The 24678-nt window shown below is 37.3% G+C and carries 23 protein-coding genes, 2 pseudogenes and 1 other annotated feature; of the genes and pseudogenes, 16 read left to right on the forward strand and 9 right to left on the reverse strand.

All coding sequences use genetic code 11. The annotated features are described in order from the left end of the window. The 4 genes from FTU09_RS12285 to FTU09_RS12300 form a co-directional block, all read left to right on the forward strand. Nucleotides 1–384 (forward strand): hypothetical protein (locus FTU09_RS12285; protein WP_180080447.1); only part of this gene is annotated, 384 nt, incomplete at its 5' end. A 76-nt stretch (nt 385–460) separates the two neighbouring features. Next, nucleotides 461–610, forward strand: coding sequence for a hypothetical protein (locus tag FTU09_RS12290; protein ID WP_180080450.1), 150 nt, complete (start codon nt 461–463; stop codon nt 608–610). Continuing rightward, nucleotides 603–815 carry a hypothetical protein gene (locus FTU09_RS12295; RefSeq protein ID WP_180080453.1) on the forward strand — a complete coding sequence of 71 codons (213 nt, stop codon included), beginning with the start codon at nt 603–605 and terminating at the stop codon, nt 813–815. Before FTU09_RS12290 ends, FTU09_RS12295 begins: the two co-directional genes overlap by 8 nt. A 473-nt stretch (nt 816–1288) precedes the next feature. Further along, a complete protein-coding gene (locus FTU09_RS12300) occupies nt 1289–2485 on the forward strand; it encodes a DNA cytosine methyltransferase (protein WP_180080456.1) in 1197 nt (398 codons plus the stop codon). Nucleotides 2486–2507: 22 nt separating this feature from the next. Here FTU09_RS12300 and FTU09_RS12305 read toward each other — a convergent pair whose 3' ends face one another. From FTU09_RS12305 to FTU09_RS12320, 4 genes are all read right to left on the reverse strand, one after another. Next, nucleotides 2508–3761, reverse strand: a complete 1254-nt coding sequence (locus FTU09_RS12305) for a hypothetical protein (protein WP_180080458.1) — start codon at nt 3759–3761, stop codon at nt 2508–2510. A 3-nt stretch (nt 3762–3764) separates the two neighbouring features. Further along, complete coding sequence (locus tag FTU09_RS12310) at nt 3765–5366, reverse strand: McrB family protein (RefSeq protein WP_180080461.1); 1602 nt, start codon at nt 5364–5366, stop codon at nt 3765–3767. Nucleotides 5367–5649: 283 nt separating this feature from the next. Then, on the reverse strand, nt 5650–6141 hold the full coding sequence (locus tag FTU09_RS12315) for a hypothetical protein (protein ID WP_180080463.1): 492 nt from the start codon (nt 6139–6141) through the stop codon (nt 5650–5652). 12 nt (nt 6142–6153) lie between these two features. After that, on the reverse strand, nt 6154–6396 hold the full coding sequence (locus tag FTU09_RS12320; protein WP_180080465.1) for a tellurium resistance protein TerC: 243 nt from the start codon (nt 6394–6396) through the stop codon (nt 6154–6156). A gap of 257 nt (nt 6397–6653) precedes the next feature. Here FTU09_RS12320 and FTU09_RS12325 point away from each other — a divergent pair, with 257 nt between their 5' ends. The 4 genes and pseudogenes from FTU09_RS12325 to FTU09_RS12340 all read left to right on the forward strand — a co-directional run bounded on the left by FTU09_RS12325 (nt 6654) and on the right by FTU09_RS12340 (nt 10035). Beyond that, the gene (locus tag FTU09_RS12325) at nt 6654–7220 is read left to right on the forward strand and encodes a recombinase family protein (RefSeq protein ID WP_006581699.1); all 567 of its coding nucleotides are present in this window, start codon (nt 6654–6656) and stop codon (nt 7218–7220) included. 182 nt (nt 7221–7402) lie between these two features. Then, nucleotides 7403–8375, forward strand: a pseudogene (locus FTU09_RS12330) (IS3 family transposase). Beyond that, nucleotides 7692–7808, forward strand: a sequence feature (AL1L pseudoknot). (Overlaps the previous pseudogene by 117 nt.) A gap of 151 nt (nt 8376–8526) precedes the next feature. Next, nucleotides 8527–9741 (forward strand): chloramphenicol/florfenicol efflux MFS transporter FloR, encoded by a 1215-nt coding sequence (gene floR, locus FTU09_RS12335; RefSeq protein WP_000214122.1) that lies wholly within the window; start codon nt 8527–8529, stop codon nt 9739–9741. Nucleotides 9742–9768: 27 nt separating this feature from the next. Beyond that, a pseudogene (locus FTU09_RS12340) lies at nt 9769–10035 on the forward strand (LysR family transcriptional regulator). Nucleotides 10036–10070: 35 nt separating this feature from the next. Here the strand turns inward: FTU09_RS12340 and FTU09_RS12345 are convergent. Then, a complete protein-coding gene (locus FTU09_RS12345) occupies nt 10071–10775 on the reverse strand; it encodes an IS6 family transposase (protein WP_005028420.1) in 705 nt (234 codons plus the stop codon). A 434-nt stretch (nt 10776–11209) separates the two neighbouring features. Here FTU09_RS12345 and FTU09_RS12350 point away from each other — a divergent pair, with 434 nt between their 5' ends. The 5 genes from FTU09_RS12350 to FTU09_RS12370 all read left to right on the forward strand — a co-directional run bounded on the left by FTU09_RS12350 (nt 11210) and on the right by FTU09_RS12370 (nt 16142). Continuing rightward, entirely contained in the window at nt 11210–11893 is a 684-nt protein-coding gene (locus tag FTU09_RS12350) for a hypothetical protein (RefSeq protein WP_180080468.1), read from the forward strand. Between the two features lie 10 nt (nt 11894–11903). Next, the gene (locus FTU09_RS12355; protein ID WP_180080471.1) at nt 11904–12455 is read left to right on the forward strand and encodes a macro domain-containing protein; all 552 of its coding nucleotides are present in this window, start codon (nt 11904–11906) and stop codon (nt 12453–12455) included. A gap of 107 nt (nt 12456–12562) precedes the next feature. Next, nucleotides 12563–13846, forward strand: a complete 1284-nt coding sequence (locus FTU09_RS12360) for a hypothetical protein (RefSeq protein WP_180080474.1) — start codon at nt 12563–12565, stop codon at nt 13844–13846. A gap of 162 nt (nt 13847–14008) precedes the next feature. Then, a complete protein-coding gene (locus FTU09_RS12365; RefSeq protein WP_001280601.1) occupies nt 14009–15334 on the forward strand; it encodes an ISNCY family transposase in 1326 nt (441 codons plus the stop codon). A gap of 196 nt (nt 15335–15530) precedes the next feature. Beyond that, the gene (locus tag FTU09_RS12370; RefSeq protein ID WP_015060246.1) at nt 15531–16142 is read left to right on the forward strand and encodes a recombinase family protein; all 612 of its coding nucleotides are present in this window, start codon (nt 15531–15533) and stop codon (nt 16140–16142) included. Nucleotides 16143–16331: 189 nt separating this feature from the next. Here the strand turns inward: FTU09_RS12370 and FTU09_RS12375 are convergent, their stop codons facing one another. The 4 genes from FTU09_RS12375 to FTU09_RS12390 form a co-directional block, all read right to left on the reverse strand. Continuing rightward, entirely contained in the window at nt 16332–17216 is an 885-nt protein-coding gene (locus tag FTU09_RS12375) for an Mph(E) family macrolide 2'-phosphotransferase (protein WP_000155092.1), read from the reverse strand. 55 nt (nt 17217–17271) lie between these two features. Then, on the reverse strand, nt 17272–18747 hold the full coding sequence (gene msr(E), locus FTU09_RS12380; protein WP_000052512.1) for an ABC-F type ribosomal protection protein Msr(E): 1476 nt from the start codon (nt 18745–18747) through the stop codon (nt 17272–17274). A 634-nt stretch (nt 18748–19381) separates the two neighbouring features. After that, complete coding sequence (locus tag FTU09_RS12385; protein WP_180080477.1) at nt 19382–19672, reverse strand: hypothetical protein; 291 nt, start codon at nt 19670–19672, stop codon at nt 19382–19384. Next, nucleotides 19672–20313 (reverse strand): AAA family ATPase, encoded by a 642-nt coding sequence (locus tag FTU09_RS12390; protein WP_180080480.1) that lies wholly within the window; start codon nt 20311–20313, stop codon nt 19672–19674. Before FTU09_RS12390 ends, FTU09_RS12385 begins: the two co-directional genes overlap by 1 nt. 144 nt (nt 20314–20457) lie before the next feature. Between FTU09_RS12390 and FTU09_RS12395 the strand changes: the two genes are divergently transcribed. From FTU09_RS12395 to FTU09_RS12405, 3 genes are all read left to right on the forward strand, one after another. Beyond that, nucleotides 20458–20652, forward strand: a complete 195-nt coding sequence (locus tag FTU09_RS12395) for a hypothetical protein (RefSeq protein ID WP_180080481.1) — start codon at nt 20458–20460, stop codon at nt 20650–20652. Between the two features lie 633 nt (nt 20653–21285). Continuing rightward, complete coding sequence (locus FTU09_RS12400; RefSeq protein ID WP_180080483.1) at nt 21286–21495, forward strand: hypothetical protein; 210 nt, start codon at nt 21286–21288, stop codon at nt 21493–21495. A 2174-nt stretch (nt 21496–23669) separates the two neighbouring features. After that, a partial coding sequence (locus tag FTU09_RS12405; RefSeq protein WP_180080485.1) for a hypothetical protein occupies nt 23670–24678 on the forward strand: 1009 nt, incomplete at its 3' end.

Below are 24678 nucleotides of genomic sequence, written 5' to 3' on the forward strand. Positions count from 1 at the left end.
CAGAATGCAGTTAAAGGGAAAAGACAAGTTCAACAGAGACGTACGTTTCCGATCTATCAAGCTTTTGATTTAGAACAGATTAAAAGAGATGCATTTTATAGTACGAGAGTCGATTTTAATATTCATTCCTTTGCTGAACTTCATGCAAGGATCTCAGGATTTACTCAGACGATTCTCTCTTTTAAAGCTGAAAATCAGATTGATGATAGCCTAAGTCAGATCGAAGATGAAAAAGCATTAGAAAAGTATATTTATGCAGATCTATTGCGAAGAAACCAAGCAAAAAATAGAAATCTAGCAGACCCTAAATCGAACGCAGAGATCAAAGAAGCTACTGAAATAGAGGTGAAAGCTGTCATGAAAAAGATAAAATATAACAAATAAATATGGTGGTTTTATGGTTATAAAACAGTTAGCTTTTTTTCTTGTCGTCCTCTGCTGCGTTGGCTTTCTGAACTGCATGTCGAAAGAGCCATCACAAGCCGATCAAGATAGCACTACAAGAGCAGAACAGAGAGAGCTTGAATTTATGCAAAGACAAGCCGAATATGTGAAAGAACATGGTCATAGCAAGTATTATAACATGCAGACTGGGCGGGTCTATGAGTGAAAATTTAACAGATAAAGTCATCGGTTTCATGGCTGTCGGTGGTCACAAAGTCGATGCAGAAACCAAGCTGTTATTAGAGCAACTTGATGCAGGAATACTTACACATGAAGAAGCTATCAAGTGTATCGAGGAAGCGACTAGAAAACTGCCGATGAAGATGGTACGTACGCAAGCTGATATTGATGATTTTTATGATGACGTTTGACCTATTAATCACTTAGTCCTTGAAATCTATTTCAGCTCTAAAACAAAAAACCACCTAAAAAGGTGGCTTCTTGTACTGTATGAAAGATTTAGTTTGAAGCACTTTCACTTAAACAGATTAACTTGATAAGTTGAATATTAATATAAAAGCAAAATTTTGTCAAATTTTTTTATTAAATATCATATAGATACATAAAACATTGACCCAAAAATGTAAGACAATTTTTATAGGGAGATATTTTTATTTTTAGAAAGAGAAAAGCGGTAATGTTTTCCTATTTTTTTTCAATATTCACTTAAATTCTTTATTTTTAGTAGTAAAAAAAAGGAAATTATGGAAATGTTAAGTGGGGTTCTAACAACTGAATTTCTTATAAGAGGTTTTATGTTAAATATTTATTCAATTGCTTATTTAAAGTATATATTGGATAATTTGATTTTAAAGGTCGTTTTTTCAAAAAATAGGTTTTTTTAATGTCAAGGCATGGTGGTACAAGAGTTGGATCTGGTAGATCAAAACTATCTCCCGAGATTAAGAAAAAATCCTATAAGGTATATATGAATATTGAAACTTCTCAGCAAATAGAATTATTCGGTGTTGGTGAATCATTCTCTAGCAAAGTCATTGATCTAGTGCAATCTGAAATCAAAAATCGTTCTCACATTAAAGAAATGAGATTCATTGACTTATTTGCAGGTATCGGTGGTTTTAGAATTGCTTTGGAAGAATTTGGACATAAGTGTGTATTTTCATCTGAGATGGATAAATATTGCCAAAAAGTTTATGAAGATAACTTTAAAGATACTCCATCAGGAGATATCACACAGATTTCAGAAAATAGTATACCTGATTTTGATATTTTAACAGCAGGTTTTCCTTGTCAGCCTTTTAGTTATGCAGGAAGACAAGAAGGATTTAATGATAAAACAAGAGGTACCTTGTTTTTTGATGTATTAAGAATTATCAAAGCTAAAAGACCTAAAATGTTTCTTTTAGAAAATGTAAAAGGATTAAAGTCTCATAATAATGGTGAGACGATGGATATCATTTTATCCTCACTTAAAGAACTAGGATATGATGTTCATTGGAAAATTTTAGATAGCCATAAATTTGGAGTGCCACAGAAAAGGGAGCGCTGGTACTGTGTTGGTTTTGATAAGAAAGTTGATTTTAAATTTCCAATCCAAACTAATCCCAATACAACTCTTAAAGATATTGTAGACGTCGAAGCTAAACACCCTGATCTTGAACTCTCAGAATTTGAAAAGAGTCGAATACAGCATCATTTTTCTTCATCAGAAATACGAGTACCACATGATAATTCTATGTATGCACCTAACACTAAAAAAGGTAAGCATGGGGTATTCTCTTTTCTAAAATCAGATAAAACCTTACGTTTCCATATAGGTGATGCTGCTAAAACACAAATTCAAGAAGCATACTACTGTTCGTTAGATAGTGTGGCTCCTGCAATCATTGCAGCTAGAGAGCCAAAATTATGGGATATTTCGCGCAGACTCTCTGTAGATGAGTGTCGAAAATTACAGGGTTTTCCAGACAAATTTATTTTTAATGTATCCAATTTACAGGCGAAAAAACAATTAGGTAATAGTGTTGCTGTTCCTGTTATTCGTGAGATTGTAAGAAATATGCTCTATTACTATAAATAATAGAGCTACTATCTTGGCTTTACTATAAAGCTTTGAGAATATTATCTCTAATGGCTAATAGAAAATTTTTATGTCTATTAGTCAGAGTATCTTGCATGTTGATAGATAATAAAAATATGTGAAGTGTACTTTGAATATCTGCGAAAAAGGATATAGGTTTGATTTCACGATTGCTTGGATATACTAGAGCTGCTATTTCAGTCTTGAATTTGAGGCAGTAGATTATTATTTGATAGAGATCAGAAGAACTAATTAAATCACTGTAGTTACCTTGTCTAGAAGGATTAAAATCTTTGTTTTTAACATCCATAATAGCTAAAGCTCTATTACTTCTAGCTTCATATCCAATTAATATATCTGGAGAAATATATTTATTAAGGCATTCATGCGCACTGTGATGAAAACTATTAATTGATGTTATTTGCACTGTATGGGTATCAAGCTTCGATATATTAATTTCTAAATTTCTTTTCAATATTGCTCTAACATATTTTTCAAAAATGTCATTCGAATTAAATAAAAAGCTTTTGAAGACTAAATTAGAATTTAAATAACTAACTTTTATATTTTCTAAAATTTTTAACGCTGCCTCCAAACAAATAGGATAAAACTTATTTGAAGAGTAAAAATTCTTAATTTTCACATAGTCTTGTGGTATGAAGCCATAATAGTCATCAATTTCTATAAAGTTATTAAGTAGAAAAACTATTTCTGCTCTTAATTTTGTCTGCTTAATATGATGTAAGCATTTTTTTAATGCTTTTTTAATAACGGAGTTTTGAACTATATTAATAGAATATTCAGTTTTTATTGACTCAATACCATGAAAAGGAATAATTTTTTTCTGGTAGTTATTAAAGTTCAGATCACCATAAACAGTAGTGTCGCTAACATATTGTTGAATATAATTACCAGTCAGACCAAAATTACATAATGATCTAACATCCGCTATAAATTGTTTAATTAGAACATCAACTCCAAAACCTTTAGCAAATCCAAAACCACTGATTTCGTCTTCTTTTAAAAAAGAAAAGTCAGTGTATACAATCATTTCAAAGACATTATTAAGGTTAAAGGCCTTGTTTCGTGGTTGAATGTTTAAAGTTATATCCCCTACTTGTATAGAGCCGATAACATATTCATCAAAAATCAAAGTGTTATCTATTAAATTAAATGGAAGACTAGCATCAGATGATTTTGCATCATATAACTTATTGTACAAATCTTTATCTAAAGTAATCGTCTGATTTTCTACAATATTTATTTCATAACTCATGGTTTATTCTGTGATCTCTAGGAAATCTAATAAAGCAGATTTAAAACTAATAGGATTTGTTATGCCAGAAGACAACTTCTCCCCTAATATTTGTTCTACGGTAGAAGCATCATTACCGCAATAATCATAGATTAGAGGCAATAACTTGTAATTAAATAGAAATATAAAACTCTCATAACTCCATTTATATTTATTAGTTTCTGTATCAAATACGTGGTCTGCTAGAAAAATAGCATGTCCAATAACCATATCTTTATCTTGAGTAAGTTGTACTAAATTACGATTAATTTTCTCTAGGAAAGTTGCTAACGAAATAAAGTCAGTTGTATCACATAAATCATTTAATATTGAAGCATTTACAGGAACATATATTTCCGCAAATCTACGCTTAAAAGCATAATCCAAGCGTGATAAACTTCTATCAGTACTATTCAAAGTTGCTAATATATACAAATTTTTAGGTAAAGAATAAGTCTTAGAATCAGAATTAGATTCATTTTTTATTTTTAGACTGTTACCTCTATCTAATAATTGAAGTATTTCACCAAATACTTGTGTGACATTTGCTCTATTTATTTCATCAATAATTAATAAGTGAGGTTCTTCCCCTATACTATCCAGAATATTTAATAATATCCCATTTTTATATTTTACAAGATCTCCTTCAACTACATATCCTCCAACAAATTGTTGATAGCTGAATTGTGGATGAAACTGAATTTGAGTGAAATTCTTTTGGAAATAATCATTTTGGGCAATCGACTTAGCCCAATAAGATTTTGATGTTCCCGGAGGGCCTGAGAGTATAACCTGTTTGAAATCTTTCAAAACACGAGCAATTATTTCTGTATTCATAATAGGAAAGTCACTTAATTTAGGAAATTTCATATCTTGGGCTGTAAGCCCTAGATCAATAGCATTATTAGCAGGAGTGATTAAGTCTGTTTGCAGATCAGATGGTGTCTCTAAAATTTTTTCACGAATACTTTGGGTGTCATAAATGTCGTCTTGAAAATTCAGGCTATAATTTTTTTTATAAAATAAAACACTTTTTTCTTCTTCTGTAATTCCAAATATATAACAAAAATTAGCCTCTAAATAGTTAATATTAATTTCACTATCAAACTCAATAAAACGATGATACCAAATCGATAAAGCACTTAAATTGATTTTATTTTGAACATAATTGCTCAAAATATTCAAATAGTCATAAGATAATTTAAAGGTTAAAGCACCTTGCTGTTCAGAAGCATTTATACCTGTACCAGTATTAAGAATTGTACGCCATTGTGTTGCACCACCACGAATATTATTTTTTAATCTTGATGTAACCCATTTTTTTAATGTTTCGGTAGGATGATTATGACCATCCTTCCAACTATTCATTGCTAAAGGATTAATAAAATTATTTTTCTTAGGGATAGACTCTTGATGTGAGTAAAGAGATAAAAGACAAAAAGCCTTAGATAAATATTCTTTATTAGAAAAAACCTTAGAATCATCAATATAATTTGTTTTGCTGATACCTGCCAATTTTAAAAGAAGAAACTCTCTCAATGTAGCGGTTTCTTTACCAATAGAGCTAACTAGATCATTATAACTCATTAGTACAGTTTCATTAGATAAATACATTATCTACCTTGAACCATAAAAGATTGATTTAAAATGATTATCAGTGACAAATCAGCATTATTCAATAGTATTTTAAAGAATATAATTACACAATTTCTTTTATCACACGGCTATATAAGATCAACTTACATCAAGCTTCATCTATTGATTTATTAAATTTTCCTAAAATTAACATAATACACCTTATACGAAATCAAAAATGGGAGCCTAAGCTCCCATTTTTATTGAGTTTCTTAAATTTTTACGCTTGTATCAATTACTCAGTATCAGTATAAGAAATTATTAAATCCATGAGTTCTTCTGATGGTGTATTACAAAACTCACGTATTCTTTCAGCCACCGTTTGGGCATTTGTAAATTCTTCATCAGCATAGTTATTGAAGTCAAAAAGAACCTCAGCCATACCAGTTGGAAGATTCAACCCTGCTTGCAAAGCATCATAAGAATCGATATCTGAGTCACCTTGCCATTTCACAATAGCCATAGTGTATGGCGTACTTAATGGGTTATTCATATGCTCTTTGGTGATGTCCAAAGTGTCCATATAGAATCCTGCATCCTTCCACTTTGGTAAAGTCACAGCCCATCCAATAGCACAAGCAACCGTCTTACAGTCAGTGACGAGTTGTTCGTCACTTACGAAGCCTACTGAGTCCTTAGATGGTCTTCTCCAAGTCCGAATATCAAATCTATTGGGATCTAGTTTTTCTAAGAAATCAGCTAACTCTAAAAGTAGATCTGTACGCATAATGTATTACCTTTAATTATTTTCAAGGAATTTCTTAGCATGTCCTCTCTTCACCTCATTAATAATGTCTTCGGGAGATAGACCAGCTTTTTTTGAATGAGAAATCAGAGTTACTGTAATTGCTAAGTTCAGGGGAATAATGCCAGTACTCTTATAATTGGTAATCGAATTGGGATTCATGCCGAGTAACGTCGCAAGATCCTTAATTGATAAGCCCATTTCTAACAATGTAATTTGAAGCTCAGTGTAAGTCATACAGTGACTCCTGCCATTGTCATTAGCAATATAACACACAAATAATGTGAATACACATTATTTGTGTGTTTTTCGAATAGACACTTTAAATGGGTTCTAACAGATGAATTTCGTATATGAGACATTATGTAAATTTAGAGTACAGCCTAACGGAACAAAATAAAGTCTTAAAAAGCAACTCAAAAACCGTATTTATAGACTTAATATTTAATTTCGGTACAATATGTATTTAATTATCTAAACTCTAACGGTACAGAATGCCTAATCAGGTCGGATATATTCGAGTCAGTTCAACTGAACAAAATACTGAACGTCAATTAGATGGAATCAGCCTGGATAAGACCTTTACTGAAAAGGCAAGCGGTGGTAGCCGTGAACGTCCTCAGTTAAATGCAATGCTCGACTATCTGCGTGAAGGTGATACGGTGCATGTTCATAGTATTGATCGTCTGGCACGTAATACAAATGATCTGAACGAAATTGTGAATAGTCTGAATGATCGTGGTATAACCATTATTTTTCATAAAGAGAATTTGACCTTCAGTCATGATGTAGCACAATCGGCAATAAATAAACTCATGTTTCAGATGCTTGCTGCATTTGCAGAGTTTGAACGCTCCATGATCCGTGAGCGTCAAAAGGAAGGAATTGCAAAAGCCAAAGCGAAGGGCTTATATAAGGGAAGAAAGCGGAAGGTTGACTATGTTGAAATACGAAAAGCAATGGCTGAAGAAAATTCAACATTTAGAGGTGTTGCAGAAAAGTTTAAAGTAGGGATAGCAACAGTACAAAGAGCTTTAAAAGAAGAAACTAATAATCAATAAGGTTGATTAATGAAGACGCTTAGATATTCAAATTTAGAAAAGATCATGACCATTTATACTGAAATTTCTACTTATATTACATTTCATAATGCGACTGGTTTAACAGATATAAATAAATCAATGGAAGATTTTTGAACCGTACCGGGTTTGTCGGAGACCAAGCTTTCTGAGAGAATGTCCCGATGAAAAAAGTAAAATATACCCCTGAAATCAGAGAAAGAGCGGTTCAATTATTGATTGAATCCGAGAAAGATTATCCATCGAATTGGGCTGCGATCACCGCTATTGCTCCCTGAGCAGTATACTGCGCAAGGGTTGTACTCCTGAAACACTACGTGTTTGGTATCAAAAATATTTAGATAAACAAAATCCAGTTAAAGTACAGCAGCTTTCAGACCAAGAACGTATCAAACAACTCGAACGCGAAAATAAAGAACTGCAACGCGCCAATGAAATTCTACGTAAAGCAGCCGCTTTTTTCGCCCAGGCGGAGCTCGACCGCCCACACAAATAATGGTGGATTTTATCCATAATAATAAAGAGCTGTACGGAGTCGAGGCGATTTGTAGAATTTTACCGATCGCACCTTCAACCTATTACCGGACTCTAGATCTCTGTGAAAATCCAGAACATCGAGCAAAGCGAGATTTACATGACTTGCATCATGCTGAGGAGATTAAACGAATTTGGAAGGAAAGTTCAGGTCGGTATGGTGTACGTAAAGTCTGGCAAAAACTGAAACGTGAAGGCTATATTATTGCGCGCTGTACTGTTGCTCGATTAATGCAAAAGCTAGGTATAAAAGGTGTTTGGCGTGGTAAGAACAAACAAACCACCCGTAGCCGAGATGATCAAAAACGAGCGGATGACTTGGTAAAACGTAATTTTACTGCTGATCATCCTGACCAACTGTGGGTGAGTGACTTTACGTATATTCAAACAAATTCAGGCTGGGTTTATACTGCATTTATTATTGATGTGTTCTCACGAGCAATTGTTGGATGGAAAGTATCGACACGGATGAATACAGATATGGTGCTCGATGCATTGGAGCAAGCATTTAGGGCGGCAGAGGGGGCTGGAACGCTGAGTGCGCCCATGCCGCATTGCGAAGCAAAAGATAATCGGATAAAATGTAGCAATTCATATTCGTAAGCGTGGAGTAATCAGATGGGAAATTCCAAGTCAGCAGACAAGTAAGCCGCAACAACCAGTATTGTTGTTGCGGCGCTCTGTAAGGCTAGTCTCATCTGATTGCTGACGAGCAGACGTCGCCCGGTATTCCTTAATCGAGGGTTGATTCGTCATGACCACCACACGCCCCGCGTGGGCCTATACGCTGCCGGCAGCACTGCTGCTGATGGCTCCTTTCGACATCCTCGCTTCACTGGCGATGGATATTTATCTCCCTGTCGTTCCAGCGATGCCCGGCATCCTGAACACGACGCCCGCTATGATCCAACTCACGTTGAGCCTCTATATGGTGATGCTCGGCGTGGGCCAGGTGATTTTTGGTCCGCTCTCAGACAGAATCGGGCGACGGCCAATTCTACTTGCGGGCGCAACGGCTTTCGTCATTGCGTCTCTGGGAGCAGCTTGGTCTTCAACTGCACCGGCCTTTGTCGCTTTCCGTCTACTTCAAGCAGTGGGCGCGTCGGCCATGCTGGTGGCGACGTTCGCGACGGTTCGCGACGTTTATGCCAACCGTCCTGAGGGTGTCGTCATCTACGGCCTTTTCAGTTCGATGCTGGCGTTCGTGCCTGCGCTCGGCCCTATCGCCGGAGTATTGATCGGCGAGTTCTTGGGATGGCAGGCGATATTCATTACTTTGGCTATACTGGCGATGCTCGCACTCCTAAATGCGGGTTTCAGGTGGCACGAAACCCGCCCTCTGGATCAAGTCAAGACGCGCCGATCTGTCTTGCCGATCTTCGCGAGTCCGGCTTTTTGGGTTTACACTGTCGGCTTTAGCGCCGGTATGGGCACCTACTTCGTCTTCTTCTCGACGGCTCCCCGTGTGCTCATAGGCCAAGCGGAATATTCCGAGATCGGATTCAGCTTTGCCTTCGCCACTGTCGCGCTTGTAATGATCGTGACAACCCGTTTCGCGAAGTCCTTTGTCGCCAGATGGGGCATCGCAGGATGCGTGGCGCGTGGGATGGCGTTGCTTGTTTGCGGAGCGGTCCTGTTGGGGATCGGCGAACTTTACGGCTCGCCGTCATTCCTCACCTTCATCCTACCGATGTGGGTTGTCGCGGTCGGTATTGTCTTCACGGTGTCCGTTACCGCGAACGGCGCTTTGGCAGAGTTCGACGACATCGCGGGATCAGCGGTCGCGTTCTACTTCTGCGTTCAAAGCCTGATAGTCAGCATTGTCGGGACATTGGCGGTGGCACTTTTAAACGGTGACACAGCGTGGCCCGTGATCTGTTACGCCACGGCGATGGCGGTACTGGTTTCGTTGGGGCTGGTGCTCCTTCGGCTCCGTGGGGCTGCCACCGAGAAGTCGCCAGTCGTCTAACCGACGACTGGTAGCAGGCCCGCTCCGATGCGGCGCACTAACCATCGAAACCTCGTGAATGTCGGTATCCTGTCTGGCAGGATACCGCTCATTTCCCTTGTTCAGTTCATCGCCGTCGCCGAGCATCTGAATTTTCGGCATGCGGCCAAGGCACTTGGTATCAGCTAGTCGAGCGTCAGCGCGCGTGTGAAAGCGCTGGAGGATAACCTTGGTGTCCTGCTATTTGAGCGCCATGCGCGGGGCGTTCGGCTAACAGACGCAGGCAGGCACTTCATGGGGCACTGTTGCAAATAGAGATTTGAGTCGATGATGTTCCCTTTAAAAAGTACTTAGAGACCGAAAACCCTGTTGATTAGACACACTTCACCCTGAGGCTGACCATAATAAAATGACGATGCTTGTCCTTTACGTAGTGCACGCATGACTTCAATACCTTTAATTGTGGCATAAGCCGTCTTCATAGATTTGAATCCTAATGTGGCCCTGATGATCCGCTTTAGCTTGCCATGATCACATTCAATCACGTTATTTTTATACTTAATCTGCCTGTGCTCAAGGTCTGGTGGACATTTACCTTCCCGTTTTAACCGTGATAAAGCACGTCCATATGTGGGTGCTTTATCCGTGTTGATCACTTGTGGAATTTGCCACTTCTTCACATTATTTAAAATTTTTCCAAGAAAACAATAAGCTGAATGGGTATTTCGTCTAGCAGAAAGATAGAAATCAAGAGTATGGCCACGTTGGTCAACTGCACGGTATAGATATGCCCATTTGCCATTCACTTTTACGTAAGTTTCATCCAGATGCCATAAATGTCGATCTGTAGGATTACGCCAATACCAACGTAAACGTTTTTCCATTTCTGGAGCATAACGCTGAACCCAGCGATAAATTGTGGTGTGATCAACATTCACTCCACGTTCGGCCAGCATTTCCTGAAGTTCACGATAGCTGATGCCATATTTACAATACCAACGAACAGCCCAAAGAATGATTTCACCTTGAAAGTGCCGACCGTGGAAGGGATTCATCTGCTGTATCTCGAAATAAATAAGATATTTAGCTTATCATGTCAGCCTATTTGCAACAGTGCCGTTCTATGCACTGGATTTTTCTATCTGGGGCTTACAGTTCAAATTTCGAATAAGAGATTTTATGTTAAATTTTTTATATCAAAATTTCAAAGTGTACTGATGAGTACACTTTGAATGGGTTCTAACACCCGAATTTCGTATATGAGATTTTATGTTAAATTTTTTATATCAAAATTTCAAAGTGTACTGATGAGTACACTTTGAATGGGTTCTAACACCCGAATTTCGTATATGAGATTTTATGTTAAGTACAAAATCTCTTAATAATAGAAATTTATATATTTTTACAAAAATACTGGTGCGATAAATTGCTTTAAAGCCGTTGATATCGATGTGGTATTTTAAATTTGGATTATATCAAGGGTTTTGTAGTGGAAGAAAAGTTAAATCTTGGAAATGCAATTTATGAAGGTTTCAATGATCAACATGGCTTAATGATTTGTGGTTATGAGTGGGGGGAAGAAGCTCAGAGAAAAGGGCAAATCGTTGAGCCTGATATGTCAAAAAAATGTACTTTTTCAAATAAGTCATTGAGATATGGAGATATTGCAAAAACTTGGACTACATATGACAAAAGGATCAGAACATGGTTTTTAATGTGGGGACATCCTTTAAATGAAGAGGGAGAAGGTGACGACTTTGATAAGACAATTATTCAGACAAACTGGGCTGTAGAGTCAAAACAGAAAAGAGATCCTATTCCTTTCTATTTGCAAGATGAAAACATTGATAATTTTATTTTGCATATTAAGGCATTAAAACCAAAATTAATTTTATTTATGGGTAATGGTCTTTTAACTCAGTTATTAAGATCCTGGAAGGTTTGGGATAAATTTACGCAAATCATGGGTGAGGAAACTGAAAAGTTAAGAGTTGTAAGAATGCCTAATTATCATGGTGCATTAACGTACATTAATAAATTTGAAAATTGTACTGTGGTGGGTTTACCTCATCCTTCTAGTGCTAGAGGTTTAACAAATGAATATATTGAATTCTGTAAGTCTGAATTAGAACCAATTATCTCTGACTTTAAAAAAGAAAGGGGTATTAAGTAAGAGATCTTAAATGAAAAATGTCCATCTAATCCAAGCTGATATCACTAATTTTTCTGTCGATGCTATCGTTAACTCTGCAAACAAAACATTGCTCGGTGGTGGTGGACTTGATTATATCATTCATAAAAAAGCTGGCCCTTTAATGAAAGCCGAATGTATTCGGCTTCATCAAGAAAAAGGTGGTTGTCAGACTGGAGAAGCTGTAGTTACAACTGCTGGTAACTTACCTGCAAAATATCTTATCCATGCTGTAGGGCCAAGATGGTTAGATGGGGAAAGAAATGAGCCACAGTTACTTTGTGATGCTTACAGCAATGCGCTTATGAAAGCTAATGAAATTGCGGCAAAAACGGTTTCTTTTCCCAATATCAGTACAGGTGTGTACAAATTTCCGCGCCAACATGCTGCGGAAATAGCTATTGGTACGGTTCTTTTGATGCTGCCACAATACGATCAAGTTGAAGAGGTGTTTTTTTTGTGTAGAGATGAAGAAAATTACTTAATTTATAAAGAAATTTTTTCAAAAATTGAAGATCCAAAAATTCAAATACAGATTAAATAATGGATAGCTCGTACAAGAAGCCTGCAACTAATTTTGCCAAAATTTCATGGTCTTCTTGTGATTCAACTATACTGAGGTAATTTTTTGATTCGAATAAGATTTCTATTATGACTGAGGGAAAGGCTTTACTGTTACAGGCAAAAGTTACTGATAAAGATTTAGATACTTTCGAGAGCAAACTCTTAAATTTGTGCCAACAATATTTTTTAGATCCATTAAAGTCAGATCTTTTAATACCTAGCCGTTTAAAAGACATTATAAAAAAATATGAAGAAAAACAAAGCCTAAGTAAATTTGAAGAAGTATATATTCATGAGTATATGCTCAGATCTTTAAGCGGTTTCCTGCCAGACTTTCAGAAAAAAATTAGACATAAAGTTGAATTAGAAAGAGTAGCTGAGGAAAAAATTCGTCAGGAGAAGTTGAGACTGGAAGCTATTGAAAAACAAAAGTTGCTTGAGTCAGATCCTGTTTATATTGCAAAGCAAAAAGAAAAAGCATTACTAAAAAAATACGACATTAATGAATATCTATCAGGGGCATCACCTACAGAGCTTTCTGAAATTTTGAATCAGCTAGAAAATGAAACAAGACTTTCTCAAGATGAAGCTGTTTGGTTAAATACAATAGGTAAAAAATTCTTTACTGCCAAAGTTCGTCATAAATTTCATCGATTAGAAGCTAATTATTATTTGCAGGAATATGCAAAGAACACCAAGAACATTTGGAATGCTATTAATGCTAGCAGTCAATTAAGAAAGTGTAAGGAAAGTGTTGAAGCAGAAGAGTTTTTAGAAAAAATTTCCACTAATGGTATCAAGGATAAAAAATTATTATCTGCGTATTTCACTACTCTTGGTGGAGTTAGACGTGATCTTCGCAAGGTTAACGTCGCCATTGATAATGCATCCAAAGCTCATAATTTAACTCCAGATAATTATCGTCCTTGTACTTTATTAGGCGCTATTTATATGGAAACGTATCAATATACACTTGGGCATGAGTGGTATGAAAAAGCTAGTGAACGAGGTGCAACAAATCAATCAATTAATGCTGATCTTAAAAGCATTATCTCTAAGATGGATAAAGCTAAACGTAATGAAATGATTGAACATTTATTGCAGTTAGATCCTCACGCATACTCATGGCTAAAGTCTCTAAAAACAGCCGTAAAAAACAAGCCTACAAGTAAACAAAATAAAGTTGAGCAGTCAGTAAAAGCTCAGAAAAAAGCATCGCCACCACAGCCAAAGAAGAATGCTCAAAATAAGCAGCCTAAAAATTCTGAAAAAAGTTTAAAGGCCCTTTTAGAACAGGGAGCTAAGGCACACAATTTAAACCAGCCAGTGAGCCTATCAAAACCCTCATGCATGAAGCCAAAGAAGAAATAATTTATTATTGAGTTTCGCTAAAATTAACATAATACACGTTATACGAATTCCCAAGTGTAACTCCAAAATAGAAATGTCCGGTTTCTCCAAAGTAAAAATGTCCGCTTTTAGAATATGCACTTTTGCAATTTCGTTAGCGGACGGTTTGATATGTTGGTGTCTATGTCGGATAAAGAACTTAAACGATTGTCGGTCTTGCAGGAAATCTGCGATCAACGCATAACTCAATCCCAGGCTGCTCAGCTACTTCATATTTCAGAACGTCAGATCAGACGCTTACTGCAGAAATACAAAGCTCAAGGTCCCGCTGCATTAGCCCATGCCGGTCGTGGCCAAATCAGCAATTCCAAACTTCCTGAAGAACTCAGACTCAAGTGCCTCAATATTGTTTCTGACCAACTCCATGGTTTCGGACCCACTTTAGCGCATGAAAAGCTCACCACCGTACATGGATTCGATCTTTCAGTAGAAACCCTGCGTTCCTGGATGATTGCAGCTGACTTATGGATTCCTCGATCCAAGCGCCTGAAACGCCCGTATCAGCCTCGTTACAACCGGGATTGCTTTGGTGAACTGATCCAAATTGATGGCTCATATCATGACTGGTTTGAAGGACGCGCTGCTAAATGCTGTCTGCTGGTGTTTATCGATGATGCTACAGGAAAATTGCAGCATTTACGCTTCTGTGAATCAGAATCAGCCTTTGATTATATGATTTCAACACGCTTGTATGTTGAGCAGCATGGTAAGCCGTTGGCATTTTACAGCGACAAACATTCAGTCTTCAGGGTGAATCAAAGCAGCAAGAAAGACACCAAGATTACCCAGTTTGGACGCGTACTCAGTACCCTGAATATCGATATCATCTTCGCCAATTCACCACAGGCCAAAGGCCGTGTGGAACGTGCCAACAGAACCCTTCAGGACCGTCTGATCAAGGAGATGCGTCTGGAAGGTATCAGCTCGATTGAGCAAGCTAATGCCTGGCTACCCTGCTTCATTGAGCAGTTCAATCAGAAGTTCGCCAAGATGGCTTTTAATCCTAAGGATCTACATCGGCCTATCACTGAAACAGCCGAAGAATTAGATGATATTTTTACTTGGCGTGAACCCCGCAGAGTCACGAATAGCCTGACGATTACTTATGATAAATGCGTATATCTCCTGGAAAACACCGAAGAAAATCAAAGGTTGATCGGTAAGTATCTTGAGTTCCTGGAATACCCGGATGGTACTGTAGCCCTCATGCATGATGGCCGAAAGATCAATTACAGCCTCTTCGATAAATTAAGTCAGCTGAATCAGCGAGAGATTGTTGAGAATAAACGGTTGGGTGCTGTTCTGAATCATATCCAACAACAGCATGAAGAACTGGAACAACAAAACAAACGCAATCGTTCTCAAAAGATGCCAAGCAGACGTGCACAGAAAATAGCAATCAAAGAACGAAATCTAAATCCTGTGCTTGACTTGGAATTGTCCATATAGGACATTTCTATTTGGTTATTAGGTAGGACATTTCTACTTAGGAATAACACCCAAGGCATGGCTTTTAGTCATGCTTTTTTTATCAAAAGACTATACCTGAATGATAGCGAGCCAAATCGCATACAATATCTATCATTAGACTTAATGCAATAATTAAATGATAGTATTATCATTAATCTAATAGAATTAAGATTAAATGATAGAAATGAATACACGTATTTATCTACGAGCTTCAACTAAAGATCAAGATGCAGAAAGGGCTTTGCAGATTCTTCAGGATCTAAACCAAAACTTGAATTTGGGTGAAACCATTGTGTACGTGGAAAACTATAGTGGTACGAAGTTAGACCGACCTGAATTGAATAAGCTACTGTCAGAAGCAAATCAAGGTGACACATTGTTAGTTGAAAGTATTGACCGCTTATCACGCCTAACCCAACGAGATTTTCAAGAGCTGAAGCGCAGGATCCAGGAGAAGGGACTTCGTTTAGTCGTAGCAGATCTTCCTACTACCTACCAAATGATTCAAACCAGTGACAGCATTACTCATTCAATCTTGGAACTCATCAACAATATGTTGATTGATCTTCTGGCAACAATGGCCCGCCTAGACAATGAGAAACGTATAGAACGTATTAAGCAGGGCCTGGCACGTTCGGGTTACAAACCAACAGGCAAGAAGGCAAATGAGGCTAAACATAAACGAATAAAAGAATTGCTAGTAGTTGGCAATATGACTAAGGAAGAAATTGCCAAAGCAGTGAATTGTGGAGTTGCAACTGTCTATCGAGTTGCTAAAGTTATCTAAAAGAGGCTTATCTCAACGCGCCCCCAATGGGGCACCGCTGCATTCAGGTTACTTCACATAAGAAATTTTATGTTAAATGATTGTTAGAAATGCCCCTTGATCGAGGCATTTTCTATAAAGAATACTAAAAACTAATTAAAGCCAACCAAGTTTCAAAACAAGGCAGTTCTCAGCAATCATATTTTTAAATTATATAACTCCCAACTGAGCTTTTGCTCCAACGATAAGGCTTTCATTTTGAGTTTCTAAGGCAAATAAACCATACATCAAAGGAGAGGCCGCTGCTCTTTCTAAAGTCTGTTCATATAGTTTATTCCAAACTTTACCCCCTAGTTTTTCATACTCGATGATTAGAGTTTTGAGGCTTTCTTCTCCAAACAAAGTTACATGCCCAGCAAAATCAATCGCTGGGTCATCTATATGGGCTGTTGACCAATCAATAACGCCTGAAACAGCTCCATCCTTTGAAGCTAGTACATGCCCAGCATATAAATCGCCATGTATAAATTGGGTGAAATCTGCCCATAGAACATCATTATCCAACCATTTTCTGTAGCGGGTTTCCAATTGCTCACTTATACCAATTTCAGATTTTACTAACTGCAAATTGTTTGCTATTTCAGGTCTTAAATCTGAAGGTTTCATAATTTTCAAATCATTTTCCCGAACTTCTTTTTCAGGAATACTATGGATTTCAAATAAGGTTTTTGCCAAAGATGTTATGTATTTCGGGCTATCTTTGTCCATATTCCAAATTATTTCATAGGTTTCAGCATCCAAATTTAAAACAGGATTATCTTTAAGTATGGGATAAGCCACTAATTCTGTAGATGAAATTCTCCAATCAGGAACCTCTACAGAAAGATGTTTTTTTACCAATTCTAAAATGCGTTTTTCTTTCTTGATTTGTTCCCTCATGCCATCACGACGAGGAATACGCAGCAACCATTGTTGCCCCTTTGTATCAAGAGCAAAAACGACCTTAAAATCAATGCCCATTTCATTGAAATTCATTTTGTCCGTAAGCAACAAGCCGTGTGCTTCAGCAAGTGATTGAATATCTTGAATTGTCATTTTTAATTTCCTTTAAAGAGTTCAATAATTAATGTTCGGATTAGATTGGCTATCATTAACAATCTCTCTCAAAAGTCTTGATGATTTTGTGGTCTTTGATCTCGTAGATAATGTCAGCAATATTATCGACCAATTGCTTGTCATGAGATACGAAGATAATAGTTCCTGCATAGGACTTCATCATTGTTTCTAATGCGGCAATACTTTTTAGGTCAAGATAGTTTCCTGGTTCATCCATAAGCAAAATATTATATTTTCCTAAAAGCATTTTGGATAAAAGCAGTTTGATGATTTCACCTCCCGATAAGTCGGATAAGTTTTTTTGAATATCATTCGCTCCGATCCCCATTGAAGCCAATACTGCACGAATTTCCGCAACTGTGTACTCGCACTCTTCCTGCATAAAGGAGAGCACAGATTTATGCGTGTTAAATTTATATCCTGTTTGTGTAAAGTAGCCAATTTCAGCTTTTGGAGATATGGTTAATCCATCAGCACGTTCTGATATCATTTTTAACAAGGACGTTTTCCCTGTTCCATTCGATCCAGTTATAGCGACTTTAGCGCCAAGCGGTATTATAAAGTTAGCGTCATCAAAGATAGTACGGCTACCAAATTTTAAGCTCAGACCATCTGCCGTAATCGGGAACTTATTGTGCAGTTCTAGGGCTGAACTTTGACGAAAACGAATAGAACGCAAATGCTCTGGTGCTTGAATATCTTCTAATGCAGCCAAACGCTTTTCCATACTCTTAGCTGCCTGATACAGTTTTCTTTGCTTGGTGCCAGTCATTTTTGCATGCCCAAGTCGTCCAGCACTTTCGGTAGAGTTTTTGGATTTTTCTCCTTTTTTCTTATTGTCTAATCGATTAGCTTGCTGGCGTTTTTCTTGCACAGCAGATTCTAATCGCTCCCGTTCCTTCATCATCAGCTCATATTCTACGGCTTGGTGTTGTCGCTCTTCTTCTTTTTGACGCAAGTAATCCGAGTAACCACCCCAATATTCCGTAATTTTACCGTCTTTTAACTCCCATATCTTGTCTACAACCATATCAAGAAAATATCGGTCATGACTGATAACAAGTAATGCTCCATCAAATGCTTTAAGTTGACCAATAAGTAGATCTATTCCATTGAGATCAAGGTGGCTGGTTGGTTCATCCGCTAGAATGCCATGTACTTGTTGGGAAAATGCGGCAGCAATTTTTGCACGAGTTTCCTCTCCGCCACTCATTGTGTCGTTTTGTACATTGGAAACACCAAGGCGAGATAACATTGCCCGGTCTTCGACCGTTTCTATTTCGATTCCGCCCAGTTGGCTGATATGTGCAAAATCACCAAAACGCTGTAATGTCGCTTCGGCTAAAACAATTTCGCCATTAAGTACTTTGAGTAAACTACTCTTTCCTGCTCCGTTATCACCCACAAGACCAATACGGTCATAAGAGTGAATTTCCAATTCATCAATATCCAAAACATCACGCCCAGCATAATCCAAGCGTATGTTTCTCGCTTTAATAATTAAACTCATTTTTATTTACTCCTGTTTAGCTCTTGAAATTTTTTATGCAGCAAACAGGATTTAGGTGAAAACAAAAGCTAGCATCACAGTGTCCTCCCAAAAAAAAAGCTATTCATCCACAGGGTGGACAAATAGCTAGTCAATTAAGTTATAACTGGAAACTATGCACTAAAAGCATACTTATAAATTAAGCATACTTTTACTTTATATATCCGCATATATTCTTAAAGACACAACAAAAGCCCACCATTATAAAATAGTGTCACTATGCAAATAGTTGTGTCTTAACGAATGCGGATAGAATGCATAAACTTACCTAAAAAATAAAATTCAGTTTTATGATAACTTTACTGTTAAAAGAAGTCTAGACAACCTTGTTTTATGCTTGGATATAAGGCTTATTTTAAAATAATAGTAGTGAAGATTTTCTAAAATTAACATAATACACCTTATACGTAATGCAAATTTTTATTTCATATAAATCATAGGCTTATCACATAATAAAAAGCCCAACTCAGCTGAGTTGGGCTTTTTTAATGATTATTCACGTTCCACGATTACTTATTAAGCAATGTTCCATGAGTTTGTGTAGTAAAAACTTAAAACTGTAAATAAGTTATGTAACTTAAATAAGTTATGTAACTTATTTGGTATGATCTAATACGACTTTTTGAAGTTCTTCAGCAGAGAGATTCTGTAATTGACTAATAGCAGCTTTCAAGATGATAGAACGGTTCGCTTTAGCAACCCTACAATTTACCAAAAGAGTATCTATTTGCTGGTTCACATCTTCAGTTAAAGAGAAGGTATATCTTTTATAATTTTGCTGTGATGGTTCTATCTTCTTGACACGTTTAGTCGCACCTTGAATAAAGTTTTCGATGGTTTCATCGTTTGAGACTTGTTCAGATTTTTTTAAGCCTTTAAGTGCCATTAAAGATCTCCTAAAAACTCTTTAGCAATTTGTTCAATTTCTTGTTTGGCTTTTTCATCAGATGACATTTCAAAAACCGATAGTCCATTTTCATCAGCATCATCGTAGATATTTCGATTGCATGTGAAACTATCCAATGGAGTCAAATCAAAAGATTCACATGCCTCTTTAGCATCTAGAATTCTTTGAAATTGGCTTGGTAAAGTTGGGCATTGAGTAATGACTGAGCGAGTATAAAGTTCTGGATTCACAGCCTTGGCTAATCGGATCAATTTTTCAACATGAACTAACGTTTTTAAATCACGTCTTTTTGGTCTAAATGGCAATAACATGTGAGAAGCAATTGTCATTGCTGAGCGTAGTGCTTCAGAATCTTGACCGCCTGCGTCAATAATAATGTCTTGATAACGTTTAGAAAGATCTAGCAATATTTGGCGAATATTGCCCGCTGCTTGGACAGAAGGAATACTTTCGACTTTACTGTTTTCATCACGCTCTTTAATCCAATCAGTTGTAGTGCCTTGTGGATCGGCATCAAGCAATAAAATATCTCTTTTTTTAGATTGTAGATAAACTGCAAGATTTTGGGCTAGACAACTTTTGCCTGATCCCCCTTTTTCACCACCAACTAAAATAATCATTTTTATGAAACTTACGTAACTTATTTAACTTAATATTATAAGAGACTTTTAATTAAGTTCAATAGAACTTTAAACTTATTAAGTAACTTACATAACTTACGCAAGTTATTAAAAAAAGTATTTTTCGGTCAATGTTTTATTGGAATGAATAAAGAAAAAAAACCGTCTCAAGTATTGCTAATTGAGACGGTTTTTTCTATATTTGACGGTACGCAGTTATTTGATGTTGACGCATCATTTAACGAAGATCAGCAGAGCTACCAACTCGTGCTGATTTCACCAAAAGGCTTGTACTTAACTAATATTATGACTTTTTTTAATATTTTTGCAAGCCGTTAATTGAAAAGCCTTCGTTATTTAGCATCCTGTCGACTATCAAATAAGCAACAAATTATTGCGGTTGAGTAATTCAATCCAATTTTTGTTCGATGTCGTTTGTTCTGCGTAACTATGGAAGTTTGTAAGTGCGTGTTTGTCACGGCTTCTTTAGAACGATTCATGTATGCAGGAGGATAAGTGACGGCAGGTACATGAATTACAAGACGATAATGTGTAGTAATACACTAGTCGCCCTCAAATCTGATGTATTGCACTATTGAGGGAACGCAGGGAATACGTTGGTCGATTGTTTAAGTGGTATGTTGGGTAATTCCCTCGCCGAGATAGCAAGCCAATGGGGGAGAAAGGCGTGTGCAGGGTGGAGATCAGCTCCATAAATACTCCCCTGCGAGACAATAATGGCGCATCTTGTCTTGTACCGATTGAAGGCGACAGCGGCTCCATACCGTGATGTTTTTAAAAGGTGATATTCAAATACCTTTGCTAATTTTAAATTAGCGAAGGTAGGGTGAATATTACCGAAATCTGCTCAAGCTCACCACCCGTGAGGAACGAACGGCAGGGAGCTTGAGCAGATGAGATCATTTTGTTTTTCTTTTGTATCGTTTCTAGAAACGTTAAAGGAGATTTGACATGAGCAAAGATGAGGATTTGGTTTCTCTCTCGATGATCATCTTAGACAAACCTACAAGAAGCTATAAACTTGATAAGGATGGAGTCTTCAAAGAAGATCAAGAACAAGTAAACACCTGGGAAGAGTTCTTTAGACTTTATAGTGATTCCAAAGGTTTAGAAGATTTTATGGCAGATCGTGAACAAGAGGTGCCGAAAGATGAATTTTAGGTGCACAGTTTGCGTCAGTTTCAATTTGTAATTTTGTGGCTTAGTGTTTATGCAGATCAAGAAAAGTAGCTTAGAACGCAAATAGCGAGCATTTATGAAGGATCAGGAACTACCACAAAATTGTGATAGTTCCCAAAAACTAATGATAAAACTGAAATACAGTTTAGAAATGAGCGTATTTATTTAAAAATCGGACTCATTTTTGATAGATAGTCCTCGTTATGCTGAGGATTGCATCAACAAACCTTGTTGAAAGGTATGCCATTTAAAATGGCGGTTTGATGTTTTAAAAAAGCGAAAAACATCAATCGCTTGAATCCCGAATTTTTGTATTTTGATTAAAGGCTGACTTTGACCGAGTTGCCAAAAATGCTAAATAAATAATCCATTCATCGGTCTAGCACAGTTACAGTTGCACTAGTGGACTGAGATCTTTTACGAAGATCTGAAACGCTAATTTTTTTACAGAATTTTGAAAACTGCCACTGATACGGAATGACCGTGTTTAAGCTGAACTTAAACTCATGGTTTTTATAAAAAACCTAAATTTGACCTCGAATTTTGCTTTCAAGTACCACCCTGAATCCCACAGCCGACCAAAGCTTTGGGAGAAGTTAAACGACCTGTTTAACCGCAACAAAATTCTAACTTTTCGATTTCTATCTCACTATTTCCGTTCGCACTTTCATCCACAGGCTTGCACGTTTTTTTCGTACTCGACTGCTTAGCAGATAATCCTTCGGCGGATTATCACTTACTCGCACGATCTCTCACAGGTTAAAGTCTTTTGTATCTACTTGGGCAAATGAAGCCTTCGCAAATTTTTATTATGACTAAAGTTTTTCTTTTGGCTTTTCAACCTTAGAACGCCTAAACGGAGGCTAAACCGTTTAACTTAAACTCCTGTGCTTCCCACTTTAGTTTTATGAATCACTGTATCTGAAAAAACAGAAACAGGGCTTACTAGACCTTCAACATTACACCGTGCAACATTTGGTTTGCCATCCTTGACTTCATGGAGCGTTGTTCCGCAACTCCACTTAAATCACACGGTTTTCGTTGGTCAGATCAATCACTTTTACAGCATAAATACCTTCAAAGTTTTCATAAGCATCCCTCCAACCCCTGTCATTACTAGCGTATTTTTGACGCTAGTAGGAGTGGTTCGGTTGAGCTATTTGGCGATCAGTGTTACCACTGACCGAGAGGGAATCTGCTAAATGGAGCAGACCCACAAGCCTTTCGACTTTTTTCTTCCCCCGTACAATTTCCCGCTTAGCGGTTGATGTACGTCCTCCCCGATTGGGTACGCAAGATAAGGCTTCTAAACCTCCCAACAGTGAATAATCACTAGCAGGTTAACCCAGCGTATGGTGTTTGCGTCTCGACTTCATGTCTCGACTTCCATTTCATAAAACGGCTTATTGCAATTCGGGTCTTTAGACTCAGAACAGCGCTAAGTTTTTCAGTGTCGCCCGAAGGCGACTCAGCCGAGTGCTTTTATATGGGCTGAGGGCAATTTGATTTAACTGAAAGGATAAAAGGAGAACTGACATGCAAACCATTCCTACTCAAAGAGTAGCAGTGAGGTTTTGCATTGAGGTTCTCACAGTCTCCGTCGCAACCCTACCAACTAGCTTTCACCAGTATAGAGCTACACGAAAATATAGGCTTTCGCCAACTCTTACAGCCACGTAAGAGCCAAGATGCACTAAGGATGGTCAGTCCTTAGCTATTTCGAAAAGAAAAACAGTTAAGGATGGTCAGTCCTTAACTTTGAGGTCAAGAACTGCCGACTGCCCTAGAGCGTCGAAAAGTCTTTTTTCAGCGTCACACTGAAAATGTCGTTCTAAATTGTTTATACCACCATAAAGTCAGATGGTGAATAAGAGCAGGGGCAACGAGCCGAGTTAATCTTAGGAACAACTTAACTACGTCCCGTTGCCCCTTAGCCACCTTTCAGGTGGCAGTTTTTCTTCGAAAAACGTTTAAAAGCCTTGCTACGCAAGCCTTTTATTAAAAAGCAAAACAGATTTGTGAAGAGATGTTAATACATTAAAAAAAGTAAGACCCTAATTTTTTATTTTTACTACATTCGCCCTACTACATCTCAGTTTTTATTTGTAGATTTTGGGGAATACATGATTTTTTATACGACAAGTGATGAGATCACAATGTCTGCTTTACACCGAACGGTTTATCTAGCTAAAGCCACGTTCTATCAAAAGTTTTTCATTGATGTTGATAAAGCACAGAACACTTTGGGTTGGTTGATCAGTAAATTCCATGTCAGTCAAACAGGGGATTCACGTTCTCAAGCTAGAGATAAAAAAGGCTTGTGCAATGCACATTTGGTCATTCAGCTTAATCAACAACTTTTACGGCAAGGCAAGTGCCAAGTTTTTATCATGGTGACTTTGCCAAGTGTCTTGAGGGAGAAGCAGTCAGTCATTACAAAGATGCTTGAAGACCTTGATGTGACAGAAGTTGAAATGGCTAAGATGACTGCAGAGCAAAGGTTTCAGCGAGTGATTGGCTATCAAAAAAAAATCATCAAAAAAAGCTTTAAGGAAAAGGACGGTAGACCTTGCGAGGATACTTTTCACTGTCTTTTACACCGTGATTCACGGCTACAGCTTTTCAGTCAAGACATGCCCAAAGTGGTACTTCGCCTTTCTGATCGGAGTAAAAAACGGTTGGCTGAGTACAAGTCGATGCAAGAAAAAAAGGGTGAAGTAAAGCAAGTTAAGCCTGCTTCATGGACTTGGCATCTTACACCGCAGTATAAAGCACATATTCTAAAGCTGTGTAGAGCTGGGATTCAGTCAAAACTTACACAAAAGAAGCATCTTAAAAAACAGCAATTTGAAGCAAAAAACAAAGTCAGTCCGACTAAAGATCAGGTTAAAACTTGGTTAAATGATGATGAGCTAAAAAAAGCGATTGAAGCAGGCGTTTTTGCTTTGTCGAATGTCCCTGCTTTTCGTGGCACGGCTCAAGATATAGGTGAAATCTGTTATGAGCTTGAAAAGAAGTACAACCGCAGAGCAGTACGTCAGAATGCAGTTAAAGGGAAAAGACAAGTTCAACAGAGACGTACGTTTCCGATCTATCAAGCTTTTGATTTAGAACAGATTAAAAGAGATGCATTTTATAGTACGAGAGTCGATTTTAATATTCATT

The sequence above is a fragment of the Acinetobacter sp. YH12058 genome (genome assembly GCF_013419805.1).
In the GTDB taxonomy this organism is placed as follows: domain Bacteria; phylum Pseudomonadota; class Gammaproteobacteria; order Pseudomonadales; family Moraxellaceae; genus Acinetobacter; species Acinetobacter towneri.

Bases quoted from the DNA above. Each gene is read 5' to 3' on its own strand.
- FTU09_RS12390 (WP_180080480.1), bottom strand. From the start codon at position 20,313: ATGATTATTTTAGTTGGTGGTGAAAAAGGGGGATCAGGCAAAAGTTGT.
- FTU09_RS12400 (WP_180080483.1), top strand. From the start codon at position 21,286: ATGAGCAAAGATGAGGATTTGGTTTCTCTCTCGATGATCATCTTAGAC.
- FTU09_RS12300 (WP_180080456.1), top strand. From the start codon at position 1,289: ATGTCAAGGCATGGTGGTACAAGAGTTGGATCTGGTAGATCAAAACTA.
- FTU09_RS12295 (WP_180080453.1), top strand. From the start codon at position 603: ATGAGTGAAAATTTAACAGATAAAGTCATCGGTTTCATGGCTGTCGGT.
- FTU09_RS12375 (WP_000155092.1), bottom strand. From the start codon at position 17,216: ATGACAATTCAAGATATTCAATCACTTGCTGAAGCACACGGCTTGTTG.
- FTU09_RS12315 (WP_180080463.1), bottom strand. From the start codon at position 6,141: ATGCGTACAGATCTACTTTTAGAGTTAGCTGATTTCTTAGAAAAACTA.
- FTU09_RS12310 (WP_180080461.1), bottom strand. From the start codon at position 5,366: ATGAGTTATAATGATCTAGTTAGCTCTATTGGTAAAGAAACCGCTACA.
- FTU09_RS12325 (WP_006581699.1), top strand. From the start codon at position 6,654: ATGCCTAATCAGGTCGGATATATTCGAGTCAGTTCAACTGAACAAAAT.
- FTU09_RS12320 (WP_180080465.1), bottom strand. From the start codon at position 6,396: ATGACTTACACTGAGCTTCAAATTACATTGTTAGAAATGGGCTTATCA.
- FTU09_RS12370 (WP_015060246.1), top strand. From the start codon at position 15,531: ATGATAGAAATGAATACACGTATTTATCTACGAGCTTCAACTAAAGAT.
- FTU09_RS12395 (WP_180080481.1), top strand. From the start codon at position 20,458: ATGAATAAAGAAAAAAAACCGTCTCAAGTATTGCTAATTGAGACGGTT.
- FTU09_RS12290 (WP_180080450.1), top strand. From the start codon at position 461: ATGTCGAAAGAGCCATCACAAGCCGATCAAGATAGCACTACAAGAGCA.
- FTU09_RS12385 (WP_180080477.1), bottom strand. From the start codon at position 19,672: ATGGCACTTAAAGGCTTAAAAAAATCTGAACAAGTCTCAAACGATGAA.
- FTU09_RS12365 (WP_001280601.1), top strand. From the start codon at position 14,009: ATGTCGGATAAAGAACTTAAACGATTGTCGGTCTTGCAGGAAATCTGC.
- FTU09_RS12305 (WP_180080458.1), bottom strand. From the start codon at position 3,761: ATGAGTTATGAAATAAATATTGTAGAAAATCAGACGATTACTTTAGAT.
- FTU09_RS12355 (WP_180080471.1), top strand. From the start codon at position 11,904: ATGAAAAATGTCCATCTAATCCAAGCTGATATCACTAATTTTTCTGTC.
- FTU09_RS12360 (WP_180080474.1), top strand. From the start codon at position 12,563: ATGACTGAGGGAAAGGCTTTACTGTTACAGGCAAAAGTTACTGATAAA.
- FTU09_RS12345 (WP_005028420.1), bottom strand. From the start codon at position 10,775: ATGAATCCCTTCCACGGTCGGCACTTTCAAGGTGAAATCATTCTTTGG.
- floR (WP_000214122.1), top strand. From the start codon at position 8,527: ATGACCACCACACGCCCCGCGTGGGCCTATACGCTGCCGGCAGCACTG.